We start from the raw sequence: 19160 nt of genomic DNA, 5'->3' as shown, positions 1-19160 counted from the left end.
TTTTCCCACCCGGTGATATCACGGGCGGGAGGGGCTCAATATCCGTCATACTTCAAGTGGTTTGGAGCCACATGAATTATTCAGATTAGAGATCGCTCTTTTTGTGGAAACCATCGGCGACAACAGTGCTGTCGACATTGGTTTTATCCACTTCAATAGGAGTCAGTAAGCGGGAAGGAACATCTTTGAGGCCGTTATTCAGGACGCTATCAACGGCTGGCTTTTGATCATTACCCAGTTCGACAGCAATTTCGGCAGCCGTATTGGCGAGCGTGGTGATAGGTTTATATACCGTCATGGTTTGGGTACCCGCCAGAATACGTTTAATACCGGCGAGGTCGGCATCCTGCCCGGAAATAGCCACTTTTCCTGCCAGACCCTGGGCGCTTAATGCCTGAATTGCGCCTCCTGCGGTAGCATCATTTGAAGCAACAACAGCATCAATTTTGTTATTGTTTGCCGTCAAAGCATTTTCCATAATCTTCAGGGCATTTTCTGGCAGCCACGCGTCAACCCACTGATCGCCGACGACTTTGATTTTTCCGCTATCAATATAAGGTTTTAACACCTTCATTTGTCCTTCACGGAATAATTTGGCATTGTTATCGACAGGTGACCCACCCATTAAGAAATAATTACCTGATGGGACGCGGTCGATAATACTTTGCGCCTGAAGCTCCCCGACTTTTTCATTATCGAATGAGACATAATAATCAATATCAGCATTATTAATCATGCGGTCATAAGCTAATACTTTTATCCCTTCACGTTTTGCTTCTGCAATAACATTACTTAATACCTGGCCGTTATAAGGAATAATAACCAGGACATCAACACCACGGTTAATCATGTTCTCGATTTGTGCAATCTGTGTTTCTTCACTGCCGTTAGCTGATTGTACGAAGACTTTTGCGCCCTTTTCTTCTGCTTTTGCAACGAAGATGTCGCGGTCTTTTTGCCATCTCTCAAGCCGTAAATCATCGATAGCCATACCTATTTTTACTTCTTTAGCCATACCACCGAAGCTGGTCAGCACCAGTGAAGCACATAACGACGTCAGTAACAGTTTCTTAATATTCATTTTATTTTTACCTGTAGGGTTATCGGAATAAAAAGGTGTGTACATCTGCAGACGAATTGGATTGTTGTCTCTGGGGATTAAAGAAGCAATTACTGATTTTTATCTTTCCATTACGATATTTGGTTTAATGTCGAAATTATGATGGCGATCTGATTTTAAATTAACCAACATACTGTCAGGCGTATTTTCGTTTAGTTTTCAACAAGCAAAAAATTGTTTTTACCGTATTTTGAGAACTGGCGCACGTTTGAGTATTCTCTGAAGCTGAATGTGAAATAACGTAATTGTACATCCGCGCAGTAAATCCCAGGATTAATACCTATTCCCCTGGCAGACCTTTTTCTGAATACGGAGTCAATTATGCAAGCCTATTTCGATAAACTTGATCGCGTACGTTTTGAAGGCCCTAAAAGTACTAATCCACTGGCATTCCATCACTATAATCCCGATGAGCTAGTGCTGGGCAAACGTATGGAAGATCATCTGCGCTTCGCAGCCTGTTACTGGCATACCTTCTGCTGGGCAGGTACCGATATGTTTGGTGTCGGAGCCTTTGACAGACCGTGGCAGAAACCAGGGGATGCTATGACGCTGGCGAAATACAAAGCCGATGTCGCTTTTGAATTTTTCCACAAGTTAAATGTTCCGTATTACTGTTTCCACGATATCGACGTTTCCCCTGAAGGCAGCTCGCTGAAAGAGTATAAAAATAACTTTGCGATAATGACCGACTTGCTGGCGCAAAAACAGCAAGAAACCGGCGTGAAACTGCTTTGGGGAACCGCAAACTGCTTCACTAACCCACGCTATGGCGCCGGTGCTGCCACTAACCCGGATCCTGAAGTGTTCTCCTGGGCGGCCTCTCAGGTGGTTGCAGCGATGGATGCGACCCATAAACTGGGTGGCGAAAACTATGTACTGTGGGGCGGACGTGAAGGGTATGAAACCTTACTCAATACCGACCTGCGCCAGGAACGCGAACAAATCGGCCGCTTTATGCATATGGTGGTTGAGCATAAACACAAAACCGGCTTCCGTGGCACGCTGCTGATTGAGCCAAAACCACAGGAACCGACTAAGCACCAGTACGACTACGATGTGGCAACCGTCTACGGCTTCCTGAAACAGTTTGGTCTGGAAAAAGAGATCAAAGTGAATATTGAAGCTAACCATGCCACTCTGGCAGGCCACTCTTTCCACCATGAAATTGCCAGCGCTATCGCCATGGGTATCTTTGGCTCGGTTGACGCCAACCGCGGTGATTTACAGTTAGGCTGGGATACTGACCAGTTCCCTAACAGCGTTGAAGAGAACTCTCTGGTGATGTACGAAATTCTCAAAGCGGGTGGATTCACCACCGGCGGGATGAACTTCGATGCCAAAGTCCGTCGTCAGAGTACCGATAAATATGACCTCTTCTACGGCCATATTGGCGCTATGGATGTGATGGCGCTGTCGCTGAAAATCGCCGCCCGTATGATTGAAGACGGCGAATTAGATAAACGTGTTGCCAAACGTTATGCTGGCTGGAACGGCGAGTTTGGCCAGCAAATTCTGCAAGGCCAACTGTCACTGGCGCAAGTTGCTCAGTATGCCGATCAGCATAATCTGGATCCGCGCCATCAGAGTGGTCAGCAGGAATTACTGGAAAACCTGGTCAACCATTACCTCTTCGACAGATAAGGTTCACTCTCCCTTTTCTCTTGCGCGCCACCCTCAGGTGGCGCGGTCATAAGGAACAAGTCCTATGTATATCGGCATCGATCTTGGCACCTCGGGAGTAAAAGTCATTTTACTCGGGGAACAGGGTGAAGTCCTGGCTTCAAAAACAGAACCACTAACCGTTTCTCGCCCGCACCCATTATGGTCAGAACAAGACCCAGAACACTGGTGGCAGGCAACAGACAGGGCTATGAAAGCCCTGAGTGAACATCACTCTCTGAGCCAGGTAAAAGCGCTCGGAATCACAGGGCAGATGCATGGTGCAACTTTGCTCGATAGTCAGCAACAGGTGCTACGCCCGGCTATTTTATGGAACGATGGCCGCAGCGGGGCAGAATGTGCCTTACTGGAAGCAGCCGTTGACGATTCGCGTCAGATTACTGGCAACCTGATGATGCCCGGTTTTACCGCACCCAAACTGCTGTGGGTTGAGCGCAATGAACCCGAAATCTTCGCTAAAATTGATAAAGTCCTGCTGCCGAAAGATTACCTGCGCTTACGTATGACGGGCGAGTTCGCCAGCGATATGTCTGATGCCGCTGGCACCATGTGGCTGGATGTTGAGAAACGTGACTGGAGTGACGTACTGCTCGACGCCTGTCACTTAAGCCGTGAGCAGATGCCCGCCTTGTTTGAAGGCAGCGAAATTACCGGTAACCTGAAAACGGAAGTGGCCGAGGCCTGGAATATGCCCGCGGTTCCCGTGGTGGCAGGTGGCGGTGATAACGCCGCTGGCGCTATTGGTGTCGGGATTGTCGAGGCTAATCAGGCCATGCTGTCGCTGGGTACTTCCGGGGTCTACTTTGCGGTCAGCGAAGGCTTTCTCAGTAAACCAGAAAGTGCGGTGCATAGCTTCTGCCATGCCTTGCCTAATCGCTGGCACCTGATGTCGGTGATGCTGAGTGCCGCCTCCTGCCTTGACTGGGCGGCAAGACTGACCGGTCTGGATAATGTCCCAGCCCTGATTGCCGCCGCCGAACAGGCGAATGAGGAGGCGGATACAGTGTGGTTTCTCCCCTACTTGTCTGGAGAACGCACGCCGCATAATAATCCCCAGGCCAAAGGCGTATTCTTTGGCCTGACCCACCAGCATGGCCCGGCGGAACTTGCCCGTGCAGTGCTTGAGGGCGTGGGTTATGCATTAGCGGAAGGGATGGATGTGGTGCATTCCTGTGGTATCACACCGAAAAGTGTCACTCTGATTGGCGGCGGTGCTCGTAGCCCGTACTGGCGACAAATGCTGGCCGATATTAGCGGTCAGACGCTGGATTATCGCACTGGCGGTGACGTCGGACCCGCGCTCGGTGCCGCTCGCCTGGCTCAGATAGCCTTATCGCCTGGAAAACCTCTGGCCTCACTGCTCCCACAATTACCCCTGGAACAACAGCACCAGCCTGATAGCGCACGACATCAACTTTATGCGGAACGTCGTAAGGTCTTTAAACAGATTTATCAGCAATTAGAGCCGCTGATGTCGTGACTATATTGAGCCGACCCAATATGCGTCGGCTCCTTATTAGTTAAACAACCCCAAATGCTCAACCAGAATCGAGCTACCAATACCGATAAGTACGACGCCACCGAAGATCTCAGCCCATTTGCCAATTTTAGCGCCAAGCAACCGGCCAAGCAGCATGCCCGTTGTGGCCATCACGGTTGTTGCCGCACCAATCGCCAGAGCCGTTACGATAATATTGACCTGCAAAAATGCCAGCCCGACCCCGACCGCCATAGCATCGAGACTGGTTGCAATCGCCGTTGTGACCAATATCCAGAAACCATGACGGCTCGGAGCAGCTTCTGGCTCAGCCGATTCTTTACGGAAACCTTCGATTATCATGCGCGCACCCAGTATGAATAGCAGAGTGAACGCAACCCAGTGATCCCAGCTCATAATGAACTGGCTGGCGGCCAGCCCGATACCCCAGCCAATAAGGGGCGTAATCGCTTCGATAACACCGAAAATCAGGCCTGTACGCAGTGCTTCTTTAAAAGGTGGGCGGTGAAGTGAGGCACCTTTACCAATAGCGGCGGCAAAGGCATCCATCGACATGCCAAAGGCCAGAATGATCACAGCATAGAAACTCATAGCGCATTACCGGGTGGGCTCTCAAAAGGGAGGAGAGAGCATTAAATTTTTAACCTGACGCTATCTTGCCATAAAGGAAAAAATAAAAAAACTTATAATTCAATTGGTTATAGCCAATGCTAAGTTTAATAGCCGATGCTATAAATAGCGATAATTTGACCTGATTGCCCGGTATTAAAACGTTCAGTTTATTGATGGCCTTACGAATTTTGCAGTTCACCGGTTCGGTTGCATGAGTCTATTGGTGACCTTAATATCACAAATGTGAAGCGGCTCACGCCTCATCAGTAATAGCAGATTATTACTGCTCGACAGCGAAACTTTCATGACTCCCCATTATGTAAAGAGGTAACTTTACTCGCGTCTACACAATGATATTCCTGCACAAAGGAAATGAGGCTTACCATGTTCAAATTAAATAAAAACTACTCTACAAGCTGTCTTTTTTTCCTGTTCTTTTATATTACCTGGGGATGTTGCTTTCCCTATTTATCATTATGGCTAACGGAAACCGTTGGTATTGATTATACCGATGTTGGCTTGGTTTATTCTTTCACGGCAATTATTGCGGTTTGCTTCCAGCCACTCTTTGGATTTATCTCTGATAAATTAGTTTATCGTAAAAACCTGATGTGGATGTTAGGGATAATTATTACCTTATTCGCCCCCTACTTTATTTATGTTTTTGCCCCGTTATTAAAAGTCAATATTTTCCTCGGAACATTGGCCGGTGGTGTCTATCTTGGTATGGCTTACGGCGTAGGCTGTGGTATTTGTGAAGCCTATATTGATAAAGTCAGCCGTATTTCCGGGTTTGAATTTGGCCGTGCCAGAATGTTTGGTGGTATTGGTGCCGCGATCGGCGTCTTTTTTGCCGGGCGGCTTTACGGTATCGACGCAAATCTGATGTTCTGGCTTGCCAGTTTCGCAGGGGTTTGTCTCCTGGTGGTTATCTCAAGAATGAAGATTGAGACCCGTCAGCAAGATACGCAGCAACTCACAACAAACTCATCGGTTACCTTAAGCGATGCTACCGCGCTGCTAAAAATGAAGAAGTTCTGGTTCTTCGCGATGTATATGGTAGGGGTTGGCGCCGTTTATGAAACTTACGATCAGCAGTTTGCTATCTATTACAGTACCTTCTTTGAGAGCAAAGCCCGGGGGGCTGAAGTCTTCGGTTATTTAACCACGGTTCAGATAGGCCTTGATGCCGTAGTGATGTTCTTCGCTCCCTGGTTTGTTAATAAAATCGGCCCCAAAAACGCCCTGTTATACTGCGGCATGATTATGAGTATGCGCATTATTGGTTCTGCCTGGGCAGACGGCCCGGTCACCATCAGTATGATTAAAATGCTCCATGCTTTCGAAAGCTCAGTCCTGCTGGTTGCGGCATTAAAATATATATTTGCCAATTTCAATCCGCTGCTTTCAGCCACAGTATTTTTAATTGGCTTCCAGTTCTCGAAAAGTTTCAGTTCTATTTTCCTTTCCACCGGCATCGGTCATATGTACCAAAGCATTGGTTTTACCAGCAGCTATATTATTCTCGGAAGCATTGCTTTGGTCTTTACCCTGATGTCATTTATTACGCTGGAAAAAGCACGCGTTTTTATTCCACGGCCGGTAACCGTGAATTAATTTAAGGAGGTAATGTTTATGTCTGATTTATATTATGGTGTCGCATATTATGATGAGTATATGCCGGAAGACCGACTGGAAAAAGATATCGCTTTAATGCTCGAAACGGGGATTAACGTAGTACGTATTGCAGAGTCCACCTGGAGTACGCTGGAACCACAAGAAGGCGAGTATAATTTTTACCATATCGACCGGGTACTGAACGCGATGCATGCTGCCGGGATTGCGGTCATTATAGGTACGCCAACCTACGCTGTTCCGGCATGGCTGGCCGCTAAACACCCGGACATTTTGGTTACCACTGTTGCCGGCCAGCAAAAATATGGCCCTCGCCAGATTATGGATATCGTCAATCCGACTTTTCGTCGCTATGCCGAAAAGATTATCCGTACTCTGATGAATCATGTGCAGCACCATCCGGCTATTATCGGCTGGCAGCTGGATAACGAAACCAAGCATTACGATAATATTGGCCGTTATATGCAGGAAGGTTTCGTCCGTAGCCTGCAAGAGCAATACCCCGATATTGCACAGCTAAATAAAGATTTCGGTCTCGACTACTGGAGTAATCGTATCGATAACTGGCAGGATTTTCCGCCGGTCGAAAATACCATTAATGCTAGTCTGGCCTGCGCGTTTTCTCGCTACCAGCGCCAGCAAGTGACTGAGTATCTGGCCTGGCAGGCAGAAATTGTTCGTGAATATGCAAAGCCTGAGCAATTCGTGACCCATAACTTCGATTTTGAATGGCGGGGTTATTCCTACGGCGTACAGCCGCGCGTCGATCACTTTGCAGCAGCCAGGACGTTAGATATTGCTGGGGTCGATATCTATCACCCCAGCCAGAAGCATCTGACAGGGCGCGAAATTTCCTTTGGCGGCGCAATCACCCGGTCGTTAAAACAAGGCAAAAACTACTTCGTACTGGAAACTCAGGCACAGGGCTTCGCCCAGTGGACGCCTTTCCCGGGTCAGCTACGTCTGCAAGCTTTTAGCCATGTCGCTTCCGGGGCATCAATGGTGTCCTACTGGCACTGGCACTCTATCCATAACTCCTTTGAAACTTACTGGAAGGGACTGCTAAGCCACGATTTTTCACGTAACCCGACCTGGCAGGAAGCGACCACTATCGGGGCTGATTTCGCCCGCCTGTCGCCACGGCTCGCAGAGTTACGTGCAGAGAATGACGTCGCGATACTGGTAAGCAATGAGGCGATGGATGCGCTGAACCAGTTCCGTCCGGGAGAGGCACAGGGCAATATCTATAACGATATTTTCCGCCGTTTCCACGATGCGCTTTACGACCATAATATCAGCGTCGATATCATCCATGATGTAAATGCAGAGACAGCACGCTACCGCACTCTGATTATCCCCGGACTCTATGCCGCTGATGATGGCTTACTGGCTCGAATCAATGCCTATATTGAACAGGGCGGCAGAGCACTGATTGGCTTTAAATCAGGCTTTAGCGATGAAAATGTGAAGGTGCGCAGCAGTACGCAACCGGGTATCTTGCATCAGGCTTGCGGCGTCAGCTACAGTCAATTCTCCTTGCCGGAAGAGACTACAGTGAGTTCATGCCATGCGGCTCTGGATTGCAGTCAGGATAACCAGGCAGAACTGTGGATGGAGTTACTGACCCCAGATGCTGGCACCCGTACGCTATTACGTTATCAGCATCCGGCATGGGGCGAGTATGCGGCAGCCACCGATGCAAATTATGGGTTGGGACGTGCAATTTATGTTGGTTTCTTGCCACAAAAAGCGCTGGTCAGTCAGCTATTCGATCTACTCACTACGGATCTGGCGTTAAATTCACGTACTTCAGCCTATCACTATCCCCTTATCGTGAAGAAAATGAGAAATCGTGACGGCAACTGCGTGAATTTCTTATTTAACTACTCTGCTGAACCGCTGAATTTTAGCAGCGAAACGGCGGGAACCGCGTTATTAAGCGGGGATAAGGTGAGCAACGGCCAGGCATTACATCTCAATGCCTGGGAATTTAGCATCATCGAAAGTTAATCAAACTGCGGCACTCAGGCGGGTAAGCTATGGAACTGAATATTAATGATTTACTGAGTTTCTCGCCTTTGATGAAGACCTTCACCTTCAACGCCTGGGTGGTCGCAGGTTTTACCCCCATAACCCGTGGTTCAAAGCTGGATTACTACATTAACCGCCCGCAAGGAATGAAAGGATACATTATCAATCTCACCCTGCGCGGTCAGGCTTGTGCCAAAACGGCTGATGGCTCTCTGCTGTTTCGCGAAAACGATCTATTGCTCTTCCCTCCCGCCGTGGCACAGCACTATGGCCGGGACGAACACAGCGAGCACTGGGATCATTTATGGATTTATTTTATCCCTCGCCCCTACTGGATAGACTGGCTGAAATGGGATAAAACGATTCACGGCATCAGTAAAACAACGATTAGCGATCCTGCACAATTTCAGCACCTGTGCGATCTGTTTTATGAAGTTATCCACCAGAGTTCAGCTTCCGAACCGCTGTCTGAAGCGCTGGCAATGAACGCCCTGGAACGCCTGATCCTGACCTGTTTTCAACAGCAGCCGGTCAGTAATCGTCATGCCCATGACCCGCGAATTAATACTGTTTGCGACTATCTCAACGAGCATATCGCCCAGGAGATTAAAATTGAGACGCTCGCAGCAATGGTTTTTATTTCTCCTTCACGACTGGCGCATCTGTTTAAAAATGAGCTAGGGCAAACCGTCTATGCCTGGCGTGAAGCACAACGTATTAATCGGGCAAAATGGCTGATTCAAACCACTTCGCTTCCGCTCAATAAAATAGCCTTATCGATAGGATACGGTGACCCGGTCTATTTCACGCGGATCTTTCGTAAGCATAATGGCATTCCGCCGGGTGAATACCGTAAACGCTATACTGAGATACAGGAATACCCTTGTAATGACTGAAGTACAGCCTGACCCGCTATTACCCGGTTACTCATTTAATGCCCATCTGGTTGCAGGCTTAACCTCTATAGAGGCCGATGGTCCGCTGGATTTTTTTATCGACCGCCCGCTGGGAATTAAAGGTTATATTCTTAATTTAACGATTCGTGGCTCGGGAATTATTAAAAATAAAGAACAGAGTTTTATCTGCCAGCCCGGCGACATGTTGCTGTTCCCTCCGGGTGAAATTCACCATTATGGTCGCGAGCCGGAAAGCAAAGAGTGGTATCACCAGTGGGTTTATTTTCGCCCGCGCGCTTACTGGCAGGAGTGGTTAAACTGGACGACGCTTTTTTCACAAACTGGATTTTATCGTCCGGACAAAAACCAACTGGATGATTTCTATTCATTTTTACTACAGATTATTGATGCCAGTCAGACTGAAGGGCGTTATACCGAGTTACTCGCGATCAATCTAATGGAGCAGTTATTACTGCGCCGCATGGCTTCGTTAAATATGCCACATCAGCCTCCCCTGGATAGCCGCGTGCGTGATGCCTGCCATTATATCAGTGACCATCTGACGGACAGCCACTTTGATATCGCAAGTGTCGCTGAGCATGTTCACCTCTCTGCCTCGCACCTTTCGCATCTTTTTCGCCAGCAGTTAGGGGTCAGTATCCTGAGCTGGCGCGAAGATCAGCGCATTAGTCAGGCTAAGTTATTACTGAGTACCACTCAGATGACAATTGCCAGCGTAGGCTATAACCTTGGTTTTGAAGACCAGCTCTATTTTTCCCGGGTATTTAAAAAATGTACCGGGACGAGTCCGAGCGAGTTTCGGGCAGGATGCCACTCATTGAATAATAACTAATAGTGAATTTTCCTCGCTTTCAATGAATATTGAAATCATGTCTACTTGCGCTATGGTGATACTCGTTTTAACAGCAATACAAACAGTATCGTGAAATCTTGCTTATAAGCTGCATCATTCTTTATGTATTTGAAAAAACCAGCCTCACCAAAAATCCAAAACCGTCCCACTGCTCTAGCAATCCTTTTAATTGGCATTGCACAAATATTAGTCTGGGGCGGTTCCTTCTTTCTTCTTTCCGTTCTGGCGCGCCCCATCATGGAAGAAACTGGATGGTCGAGGCAGTGGGTCTACGGTGGTCTGTCGCTGGGGATATTTATCTCAGGGCTGTTACTGCCATGGATTGGAAAATGCATTAAGCGTTATGGTGGTCGTGAAATTCTTGCCTGGAGCGGCATCGTAACCGCACTTGGCTTAATCATTATCGCCTGCACACATAGCCTGCCGTGGTTTATTTTTGCGTGGATGATATTCGGCGTTGCGATGGCGATGGGGCTTTACGATGCGCTGTATGCGGTACTCGGCAATAGTTATGGTAAGAGTGCTAAAACCGCCATCATGACGGTAACGTTGATTTCAGGATTCTGTACTGCGCTTGTCTGGCCTTTATTAGCCTATGGCGTGACCCATATAGGGTGGCGTATGACATGTCTGGTTTGGGCAGCAGTACTTATCCTAACCATCTGGCCCATCTACAAAATTTCACTTCCTGCGGCATCAAAAACGGCCACGATCACGCAGAATTCACGCCATGAAGATGTTCCCATCACCGTTGATAAGAAAATCTATTTATTAATGTCGACAATATTCATGCTGGCAGCGATTATCATGACGGTAATTTCGATACAACTCATTGATATTTTACAAGATGGTGGTCTTTCTTTAGCTGCGGCAGTGGGTATTACCGTTTTTATTGGCCCAAGCCAAGTCGCCGCACGTGCCATAGATATTGTTATTAAGTTCAAACATCCTGTGACTTCGTTACTGATTTCCGTCGTGTTTGTATTTATTGGTTTACTGTTAATCGCTCTATTTCCAGAACACGCTATTATTGCCGTTATTGTGTACGGATGCGGGAATGGGTTACGTTCTATCGTCCGCGGTACTTTGCCCCTTGCTATCCTCAAGCCAGAGGAATTTGCCATTGTCATGGGTAGAATCGCTCGCCCCTCTCTGATAGCCCAGGGAGCAACACCTATCCTTTCTGCAATGATATTTGAGCACTTTGGCGCAGAGGTACTTATGATGACATTGATTACTATGGCGGCAGTGAGCATTGCGTTGTCACTGGCATTGCAAAAACGTATTAAGCAAATTGGTATCCAGGCGGGTTAGACTCTTTACGGATACCTTCCCCAAAGAGTCTGTTCGTTCTAATTACAGAGTGTAGTTTGACTCAGATACGGTGATTTCAGGGCTGGGTTGTCCACTTTGAAACCGGTGGTGTATAGGCTTTGAAATACTCGATAATTTCAGGTAAATCTTCAGAAAATAGCAGCATATCTGCATATCCCTGCTTCATAAAACCTTCACTCACCATTTGCTGCACCATCACTCTGAGTGGATCATAAAAATGATTTATATTCATAAATGCACAGGGTTTGTTATGTATCCCGAGCTGCGCCCAGGTCCACTGTTCAAATATTTCCTCTGCGGTTCCGGCTCCGCCAGGTAGGGCGATAAAACTGGAGGATAATTCCGCCATACGGCTTTTTCTCTCATGCATATTGTCCACCACCTGAAGGTCAGACAATCCGGTATGAGCGATTTCACGTTCCAGTAAGGATTTAGGCATAACGCCAGTGACATGGCCTCCATGAGCAAGAGCGGAGTCAGCCACCGCGCCCATCAGGCCGACACGTCCGCCGCCATAAACGATAGCTATCCCGTTTTCAGCCAGCCATTTACCTACAAGAGATGCCGACTCCATGTAAACAGGAGACAGGCCTTCAGAAGAACCACAGAAGATACCAACGGTGTACATATTTTTTCCCCAGACAAACGAAGGAGATAAGTATACCCCTTTCGTTCCGGACACTCTTGATATTCTAAAACAGAGTGTTTTTACTATGAGTAAGCTGTGTTGTTATCTGAATATTAATATCATCCATAAAATTGTACCTACGGCGATACTCAGCTCTTTTCTTGCTGACTATCTCATCAATACTTTTCCGTTGAAGAATAATTGGCAATTGATAATATCCATCCATTATTTGACAACCCCCGGAAGCTTCCCAAAAAGAATCATAATCAGCATGTATATATTTCCTTCGATTATTATATCGTAGAGATTTATATACATGAGTCTTATTTGTTACCGCATATATATTTTGCACATTCATAAGTTGTGATAAAAGTCGCAAAGTATCAAGTACGATCCTTTTAGGGAAAATACCATGGAAATTTTTGGTGGCTTTATGTATGCGTTGCTGAGCATCCTGAGAATTAGACCCTTGAATCCCTCCAATTATTAATGAGTATTCGTTCAAACGGCAGCATAATGTGAAGGTTATTTCAGCAAGCAGATGGCCTGCTTGATCCTTTAAAACAATAGTCGCTTCACCTTCTCGATCCAGTTTATGTGTAGAAATAAAATTTAATGTGTAGGTTTCTCCATCTTTTCCCTCCAGACAAGCGAGGGTAAGCCCTGTCTCGCTGATGTGAAGTGAAAAATCATCATCATCAAGAAATGCCTTAATTCTTTCATAATGATGAAGGATCGCATTCAAACCATTTTCTGCGCTCAATTTATTGCTCAGATAAGGCCGATGAATACGACATGGCAGACGAGGTTGAGTCAGAAGAATATTTTCATAATAAGGATGTAGCGTAATCATTTTTAGAAGACGATAAGTAAGTACCGGCATAACCATACCGCGAAGGAAAAATTTCAACCTGAATCTCTTTGATATCCATAAATCATGCGGAACAAGAGTCCCTCTTGATAAGGAAAAAAAGAGACCAAACGGATGTTCAGGTAAGTTTTTTAATATTATCTTTTTAATTATACTCATCACTTCGCCATATTAATTTAATAATTTCTTTATAATTTTATTAAACCTGAATCAGTATATTATTTAAAATCAACGGCCATCAACTCGGATAACGTTTTATCCTCAACTGAACGATGGCATACATCGATATAATCAGTAAATTTTGGTGATAGTGGCATTCCTAGTTTAATTAATTTTTCATTATCAAAAACTACGTTCATTTTAGAAAACCCTCCGTAAAGACTCATAGCTTTAAGAACTATTTTCTCATTACAACTTCCAAATAAATTTTTAAAATTAGATTTCTCACGCGATAATTCTTTATAATCTACTTTTTTATATATTTTATTAATCGGAGCCGTGCCCGCAGCTTTTGCCATCGCCTGATCTATATCTGCAAATTTCACACTACTGTCACTTCCAGCTGATATATGATACATAGAATGTTCCAGCACGGGTTCTTGTGAAATCTTCACGATTGCCTGGGCGCAATAATCAACGGGTATTACATCAACTCTATCGTCCAGATTACACATAAACTTCCCTAACTTATGTGCCATACGAAAGACCCAAAATATACTTGCCGATGGAATACATCCATATTGTGTATGCCCTACAACAATGGATGGACGAGCAATAACAAGAGGAAGCTTTGGCAAATTCTCTATCATCATTGTCTCAATGGTTGCTTTACTCCAGGTATATTCAACAAGATGATTTTCTTTAAGTGTATAACTCATATTTTCAATAATATTCGTATTTGGCATTGGGGTACATGACATAGCAGTACCAACATGTATAAACCGCTTAAGCGATTTAACATGACTCATGCGGCTGGCAAATTGAAATGTTCCCTCAACATTAACCTTCCAAATCATTGGGTTATTACCAAATGAAGCAATAGCGGCACAGTTTATAACTTTTTCTACGCTGTCCAATCTTTCATCAGTGGAAAACGACTCAACCTTTGACAAATCACCCTCAATAATATGCAATGATGTCAGTTTATCGAGAATAATCTGTTCCACGCCAAACTTAATTAAATTCTGTTTAACGCGGTTCAATGCAGTATTTGATGAATCACCTCGGGCTAATAAGAGTAAGCTATCTGTTTTTCCTGATTTTATTAATTCTGCAACGATTGCTCCACCAAGAAAACCCGTAGAACCTGTAACCAATATTCTATTCATCTTAATATTCTCTTTTTAACATTCAATAAGGCGTTACGTAATTGAATGTTTTTACGATAACTGTTCTATCTGATAACTTGAAATATCATTTTACAGATATTTATAATTTGGTCGGATAGATAACATTAAAAACTATAGCTAACTGAAGTAAAGAAAGATGTCATATAACGCTCATCAACCATAGGACTGTAATATATAGCATTTGAAAGGCGCGTTACTCTTACACCTATTGAAAGTTTTATGCTTTCAGTTAAAAAATAAGTTGTCATTAAATCAATCTATGAAAGATTCATCATTGCCGATGACTTTCTCTCATTAAGATTTTTTAATGACTCTTTTTTAGTCTCTTTAGGGTCCAGTGCTTATTCCAACACATCCCCACACACTAAAGAAACTATCTGAAATAAAAGGACTCTCATAAGCAGCGTGAGAATTAAAAGCCACTAATGTTATGGCAGTAAGTAGCAATATTTTCATTATAACGTTCCTTTGTTTTTTATACTTTGCCAATTGAACCTTACCTGAGCATTACGTCATGCAAAAAAAAGATGTGTTATTCTCTTTATAAAATAAAATTAGAGAATCAGAGATGCGTGTATTGATTGTCGAAGATGAACCAGAAATGATCGCAGCCCTCACCAAAGCCTTTGAAAAAGAAGGCATGATTGCTGATAGTGTTTCGTCTATTGCTATGGCGAAGGCCGTATTACAAGATGATTTGCACAGTTTAATTTTACTCGACAGACAGCTACCGGACGGCGATGGTGCCTCACTGGTCCCTTTTATACGTAAAATGAACGCGGATTTACCTATTATATTTCTGACCGGGAAATCATCAATTCCTGACAGAATTGAAGGTCTTGATCTGGGTGCTGATGACTACCTTAATAAACCTTTCGCATTCGAAGAGCTGATGGCGAGGATCCGTGCTATAGGAAGGCGTCCCGCGAAAATCAGTATTCCGAAAATCACCATCGCTAACCTGACTTTTGACTTCAGTAACCGCGATGTTCAGGTTGATGATATCCCTTTGGCACTTCCCCGACGACAGCTGCTTGTTCTTGAAGCTCTGTGCACTCGCGCAAGAAGGACTGTTCTAAGAGAATGGCTTATTGAACGCGTGTATGGATTTGATGAGGATGTTCAGTCCAATTCTCTTGATTCGCACATTTCCAGGCTCCGTCGCTCCCTGGAAATGTCAGAAGCAAGGGTCACCATTCATGTCATTCGTGGTGTAGGCTATTTACTTAAGGAAAATAATGAAACTGCTTAAAAGGCTTTCCCTCGCCTCTAAAATGTCTCTAAGTATTATCCTTCTTCAGTTGATAGTGCCTAATTTAACTATCGGATATTTTATTATCGAATCGATAAGAACAAACGACTTATCATTTTTAGGAGTAATACCTGATTCAAAAGTAGAAATAGTTCTTAACTCTGCTGCATATGATAATAATAAATTAATTATTCATCGTTCAGATGCTCTTGAGTCTCTTCTATCCATCCCTGATGCCTGGGCCGTGATCGGCGATGAAAGTGGACAAAGAATATATTTAGGTAACGTCCCTGCCGTTTATGATGGATTAATTGCGAATTTTAATGACTTAGGCATGTCAGAAATTCAAACGACTGAGGATCACAACCAACTATCAATGAAAGTATTATCAAAAAGAATTGATAATAAAGTGGTCAAAGCGATGGTCGGCGGGGTCGCTATTTATAACACAATCGATATTTTTGCGACATCCTCATGGGATATTGTTTTGTATATTTTTATACCTATGGGCATCGCTACTATCATTCTCGTTCCTTTCATCACCAGAAGAATTCTTTCAGGTATATCCAGTGCGGTAAATGATGCAAAATATATTAATGAAAGTGACCGAAATACAAAAATTCGGGAAACAGGCATTCCAAACGAAGTGATGCCCTTGGTCAAAGCTGTCAATGGAGCACTGCAACGCCTCAGAGAAGGCTATGATGAACGCGATCGCTTCCTGTCCAGTGCAGCACACGAACTCAGGGCTCCCATTGCTATTATCGAAGCTCGTCTGAGTATTATTAACGACCCTGCCGCGAGAAGTATTCTGGGAAATGATGTAGCCAGACTAGCAAACCTGGCGGAGTCTTTACTCGACCTACAAAGAATTGGTAAAGGACTCTCTAATTATTCCAAAGTTGATCTCAAAAAAATGCTTGTGTACGTCATTTCTGACTATTCCCCACTCATAATATCTTCAGGATATGATATTGAATTTATTTCATGCCAAGAGGATGTTTACGTTATGGGTGATGAAGCCTCTCTGATGAGAGCCGTCATCAATATTCTTCAGAACGCAGTCATACATGGCGGCGGTCACGGTCTGATAACCGTTACACTCAGCGATGATGGCCATATAAGCATTCAGGATGAAGGCCCAGGCATTCCCCAGGCAGAACGGGAGCGGATATTTGAGCCTTTCCAGCGTATTATTCCTCGCTCTCAGGGAACGGGACTTGGACTTCACTTAGTGAAAGAAATCATTCATCTGCATAAGGGTGGGGTCACTGTATGGGAGGGGGAAAAAGGGGGGGCTGTTTTTGAAATTCATCTCCCATGTTGCACATTATCTGATGATAGAAAGACGGTGAACTCGATAACCTGAGTAGCATTAATACATAAATGACCACGACAAAATGCTCATGGTGGATGAAGCGTGAACCTGCATGTCTAAGACTCCAGGAATGCCTTAATATGATCTAGCTCAAGTTTTATTTTACTGTGCCGATGCTGGTAGTACGACTGTCCTACGTAACGAGCATTTTATGCTAAAAACGACCCGCTCCCGCATCCTTGCAGCCTGTTCGACTATTGTTGTATTTTCGCTTGTTATCAATACCTTTCTTAATTTCACCATAGCCAATAATGCAAATAAAGAGTCAATCCAGAATATGCTGGATGAGACAACGACCAGCCATAGTATGGCGATTAGCGACTGGGTTTCCTCCAGAACACTGATGATCTCCGCACTGCATGACTATGCCCTACAGAATGAAGAGCCTCTTCCGGTTTTTAAACAGATTATGGAGTCCGGTGGGTTCCTGAACGTCTACATGGGCTACGCCAATGGAACGCACCAGTTTGTTAAACCGGGCGGTATTCCTGCCGATTACAATCCGACCATCAGGCCCTGGTATCAGCAGGCGGTGAAGGAAGGCAAACCGCTAGCAACCACGCCATACATTGATATGGTAACGAATGATCTGGTCGTTTCTTTTGTCACCCCTGCACTGGAAGGCAGTAGGGTTAAAGGTGTCATCGGCGGCGACGTGACGATGAAAAGCGTGATCGAAAACGTTAAGGCTATCAATCCTACCCCGGCGAGTTTCGGCATTTTGATTGACCGTAACGGTACAATCATTGCACACCCTGATGAAAATCTGACGCTGAAAAATATTACCGATATTGCCCCCGCAATTAACCTTAACGACATTCTTTCAGCAGGTAACGCCCAGGATGTGGACTTTTCCGGGTCGGAAAAGCGGGTATTAGCCAAGCCAATTACCGGCACAAACTGGTACATATTGGTGGCATTGGATAAAACCGAAGCGACAGCCAGCATGCGCTCCCTGCTCACAACATCGGTGATAACGCTGGTCATTATCACTGTACTGGGAACGCTGATTATCGGCTTCATCATCACATCCATTCTCAAGCGCCTGCTGCAAGTTCGCGACGCAATGGAAGATATCAGCAACGGTAACAACGATCTGACACAGCGCCTGCCGGATGAAGGTCATGATGAAGTGGCACAAATCTCCCGCTCGTTTAATATTTTTATCGGGAAGATTAGCCTGGTTATGGTGCAGATCAGAGATATTAGTTCATCGCTGCAGGTTGCGGCGGATGAAATTTCAGCGGGAAACAATGACCTTTCTGCACGTACTGAATCTGCAGCGGCGAGCATTCAGCAAACAGCCGCTTCGCTTGAAGAGATTTCGGCGGCGGTGACGCAGTCGGCAGGCTCTGCTAAACAGGTTAACGATAAAGCCCTGCTGCTGTCGAAAGATGCAGGAGCCGGTGGAAAAGTGGTATCTGATGTTATTGTCACGATGGAAGAGATAGTGGCAGCCTCCGGGAAAATCGGCAACATTATCGGTGTGATCGATGGCATTGCGTTCCAGACCAACATTCTGGCGCTTAATGCTGCCGTAGAGGCTGCACGGGCAGGTGAACAAGGGCGTGGCTTCGCCGTTGTCGCCGGTGAAGTGCGCAACCTGGCACAACGCAGCGCGCAGGCTGCAAAAGAAATTAAAGAGCTGATTGAAGCGACGGTCTCAAGCGTGACGTCTGGCTCAGTACAGGTTCGTCAGGCAGGCAACACAATGAATGAAATTGTCGGCGGCGTATCAACGGTAAGCTCGGTGATGTCTGAAATCACGCATGCGGCGGATGAGCAAATGCGTGGCATCAATGAGATCAACAAAGCCATCGCGCAGTTAGATTCGATGGTGCAACAAAACGCTGCCCTGGTGCAGGAATCCGCCGCTGCCTCAGGCGCGCTGCAATCACAGGCCGAAGAGCTGAATTCTGTTGTCGGGGGATTTCGGGTCTGACAGATTGAGAAACTGAGGATGTATTGCACGTCAGAGATGGCGGGTAAAACCCAGGA

The 19160-nt window shown here is 45.5% G+C and carries 16 protein-coding genes; 10 read left to right on the top strand and 6 right to left on the bottom strand.

Going from position 1 to position 19160, the window contains the following annotated elements:
- Nucleotides 1-85: 85 nt before the first annotated feature.
- On the bottom strand, nt 86-1081 hold the full coding sequence (gene xylF / locus M2387_RS16560; protein ID WP_259050977.1) for a D-xylose ABC transporter substrate-binding protein: 996 nt from the start codon (nt 1079-1081) through the stop codon (nt 86-88).
- Between the two features lie 360 nt (nt 1082-1441).
- On the opposite strand from xylF, the gene xylA reads away from it, so the two are divergent.
- Entirely contained in the window at nt 1442-2764 is a 1323-nt protein-coding gene (xylA, locus tag M2387_RS16555) for a xylose isomerase (RefSeq protein WP_259050976.1), read from the top strand.
- 64 nt (nt 2765-2828) lie between these two features.
- Complete coding sequence (gene xylB / locus M2387_RS16550) at nt 2829-4283, top strand: xylulokinase (protein ID WP_259050974.1); 1455 nt, start codon at nt 2829-2831, stop codon at nt 4281-4283.
- Nucleotides 4284-4319: 36 nt separating this feature from the next.
- Here the strand turns inward: xylB and mntP are convergent, their stop codons facing one another.
- Nucleotides 4320-4892 carry a manganese efflux pump MntP gene (gene mntP, locus M2387_RS16545; RefSeq protein ID WP_259050972.1) on the bottom strand — a complete coding sequence of 191 codons (573 nt, stop codon included), beginning with the start codon at nt 4890-4892 and terminating at the stop codon, nt 4320-4322.
- A 405-nt stretch (nt 4893-5297) separates the two neighbouring features.
- Here mntP and M2387_RS16540 point away from each other — a divergent pair, with 405 nt between their 5' ends.
- From M2387_RS16540 to M2387_RS16520, 5 genes are all read left to right on the top strand, one after another.
- Complete coding sequence (locus tag M2387_RS16540; RefSeq protein WP_259050970.1) at nt 5298-6530, top strand: oligosaccharide MFS transporter; 1233 nt, start codon at nt 5298-5300, stop codon at nt 6528-6530.
- 18 nt (nt 6531-6548) lie between these two features.
- Nucleotides 6549-8558 (top strand): beta-galactosidase, encoded by a 2010-nt coding sequence (locus M2387_RS16535; RefSeq protein ID WP_259050969.1) that lies wholly within the window; start codon nt 6549-6551, stop codon nt 8556-8558.
- Between the two features lie 29 nt (nt 8559-8587).
- Complete coding sequence (araC, locus tag M2387_RS16530; protein ID WP_259050968.1) at nt 8588-9475, top strand: arabinose operon transcriptional regulator AraC; 888 nt, start codon at nt 8588-8590, stop codon at nt 9473-9475.
- The gene (araC, locus tag M2387_RS16525) at nt 9468-10328 is read left to right on the top strand and encodes an arabinose operon transcriptional regulator AraC (RefSeq protein WP_259050967.1); all 861 of its coding nucleotides are present in this window, start codon (nt 9468-9470) and stop codon (nt 10326-10328) included. The genes araC (M2387_RS16530) and araC (M2387_RS16525) overlap by 8 nt, the downstream gene beginning before the upstream one ends.
- Nucleotides 10329-10451: 123 nt before the next feature.
- The gene (locus M2387_RS16520) at nt 10452-11663 is read left to right on the top strand and encodes an MFS transporter (protein ID WP_259050966.1); all 1212 of its coding nucleotides are present in this window, start codon (nt 10452-10454) and stop codon (nt 11661-11663) included.
- A gap of 76 nt (nt 11664-11739) precedes the next feature.
- Here the strand turns inward: M2387_RS16520 and M2387_RS16515 are convergent, their stop codons facing one another.
- The 4 genes from M2387_RS16515 to M2387_RS25935 all read right to left on the bottom strand — a co-directional run bounded on the left by M2387_RS16515 (nt 11740) and on the right by M2387_RS25935 (nt 14780).
- A complete protein-coding gene (locus tag M2387_RS16515; RefSeq protein ID WP_259050965.1) occupies nt 11740-12312 on the bottom strand; it encodes an LOG family protein in 573 nt (190 codons plus the stop codon).
- Nucleotides 12313-12376: 64 nt separating this feature from the next.
- Complete coding sequence (locus tag M2387_RS16510) at nt 12377-13342, bottom strand: VirK/YbjX family protein (RefSeq protein ID WP_259050964.1); 966 nt, start codon at nt 13340-13342, stop codon at nt 12377-12379.
- A 59-nt stretch (nt 13343-13401) separates the two neighbouring features.
- A complete protein-coding gene (locus M2387_RS16505) occupies nt 13402-14511 on the bottom strand; it encodes an SDR family oxidoreductase (protein WP_259050963.1) in 1110 nt (369 codons plus the stop codon).
- A 125-nt stretch (nt 14512-14636) separates the two neighbouring features.
- On the bottom strand, nt 14637-14780 hold the full coding sequence (locus M2387_RS25935; RefSeq protein WP_409040075.1) for a MipA/OmpV family protein: 144 nt from the start codon (nt 14778-14780) through the stop codon (nt 14637-14639).
- 320 nt (nt 14781-15100) lie between these two features.
- Between M2387_RS25935 and M2387_RS16500 the strand changes: the two genes are divergently transcribed.
- The 3 genes from M2387_RS16500 (at nt 15101) to M2387_RS16490 (ending at nt 19104) form a co-directional block, all read left to right on the top strand.
- Nucleotides 15101-15784, top strand: a complete 684-nt coding sequence (locus tag M2387_RS16500) for a response regulator (RefSeq protein WP_259050961.1) — start codon at nt 15101-15103, stop codon at nt 15782-15784.
- Nucleotides 15771-17153 (top strand): HAMP domain-containing sensor histidine kinase, encoded by a 1383-nt coding sequence (locus tag M2387_RS16495; protein ID WP_259050959.1) that lies wholly within the window; start codon nt 15771-15773, stop codon nt 17151-17153. The genes M2387_RS16500 and M2387_RS16495 overlap by 14 nt, the downstream gene beginning before the upstream one ends.
- Before the next feature lie 160 nt (nt 17154-17313).
- Nucleotides 17314-19104 carry a methyl-accepting chemotaxis protein gene (locus M2387_RS16490; RefSeq protein ID WP_259050957.1) on the top strand — a complete coding sequence of 597 codons (1791 nt, stop codon included), beginning with the start codon at nt 17314-17316 and terminating at the stop codon, nt 19102-19104.
- Nucleotides 19105-19160: the final 56 nt, after the last annotated feature.

Origin of the sequence: Klebsiella sp. BIGb0407 (assembly GCF_024807845.1) — a bacterium.
In the GTDB taxonomy this organism is placed as follows: domain Bacteria; phylum Pseudomonadota; class Gammaproteobacteria; order Enterobacterales; family Enterobacteriaceae; genus JGM124.
The sequence above is the reverse complement of the archived record's forward strand: the minus strand, read 5'-3'. Positions and strand labels throughout refer to the sequence as shown.

Excerpts from the sequence above, each read along its gene's own strand:
- xylF (WP_259050977.1), bottom strand. The coding sequence starts at position 1,081 with ATGAATATTAAGAAACTGTTACTGACGTCGTTATGTGCTTCACTGGTG.
- xylA (WP_259050976.1), top strand. The coding sequence starts at position 1,442 with ATGCAAGCCTATTTCGATAAACTTGATCGCGTACGTTTTGAAGGCCCT.
- xylB (WP_259050974.1), top strand. The coding sequence starts at position 2,829 with ATGTATATCGGCATCGATCTTGGCACCTCGGGAGTAAAAGTCATTTTA.
- mntP (WP_259050972.1), bottom strand. The coding sequence starts at position 4,892 with ATGAGTTTCTATGCTGTGATCATTCTGGCCTTTGGCATGTCGATGGAT.
- M2387_RS16540 (WP_259050970.1), top strand. The coding sequence starts at position 5,298 with ATGTTCAAATTAAATAAAAACTACTCTACAAGCTGTCTTTTTTTCCTG.
- M2387_RS16535 (WP_259050969.1), top strand. The coding sequence starts at position 6,549 with ATGTCTGATTTATATTATGGTGTCGCATATTATGATGAGTATATGCCG.
- araC (WP_259050968.1), top strand. The coding sequence starts at position 8,588 with ATGGAACTGAATATTAATGATTTACTGAGTTTCTCGCCTTTGATGAAG.
- araC (WP_259050967.1), top strand. The coding sequence starts at position 9,468 with ATGACTGAAGTACAGCCTGACCCGCTATTACCCGGTTACTCATTTAAT.
- M2387_RS16520 (WP_259050966.1), top strand. The coding sequence starts at position 10,452 with ATGTATTTGAAAAAACCAGCCTCACCAAAAATCCAAAACCGTCCCACT.
- M2387_RS16515 (WP_259050965.1), bottom strand. The coding sequence starts at position 12,312 with ATGTACACCGTTGGTATCTTCTGTGGTTCTTCTGAAGGCCTGTCTCCT.
- M2387_RS16510 (WP_259050964.1), bottom strand. The coding sequence starts at position 13,342 with ATGAGTATAATTAAAAAGATAATATTAAAAAACTTACCTGAACATCCG.
- M2387_RS16505 (WP_259050963.1), bottom strand. The coding sequence starts at position 14,511 with ATGAATAGAATATTGGTTACAGGTTCTACGGGTTTTCTTGGTGGAGCA.
- M2387_RS25935 (WP_409040075.1), bottom strand. The coding sequence starts at position 14,780 with ATGACAACTTATTTTTTAACTGAAAGCATAAAACTTTCAATAGGTGTA.
- M2387_RS16500 (WP_259050961.1), top strand. The coding sequence starts at position 15,101 with ATGCGTGTATTGATTGTCGAAGATGAACCAGAAATGATCGCAGCCCTC.
- M2387_RS16495 (WP_259050959.1), top strand. The coding sequence starts at position 15,771 with ATGAAACTGCTTAAAAGGCTTTCCCTCGCCTCTAAAATGTCTCTAAGT.
- M2387_RS16490 (WP_259050957.1), top strand. The coding sequence starts at position 17,314 with ATGCTAAAAACGACCCGCTCCCGCATCCTTGCAGCCTGTTCGACTATT.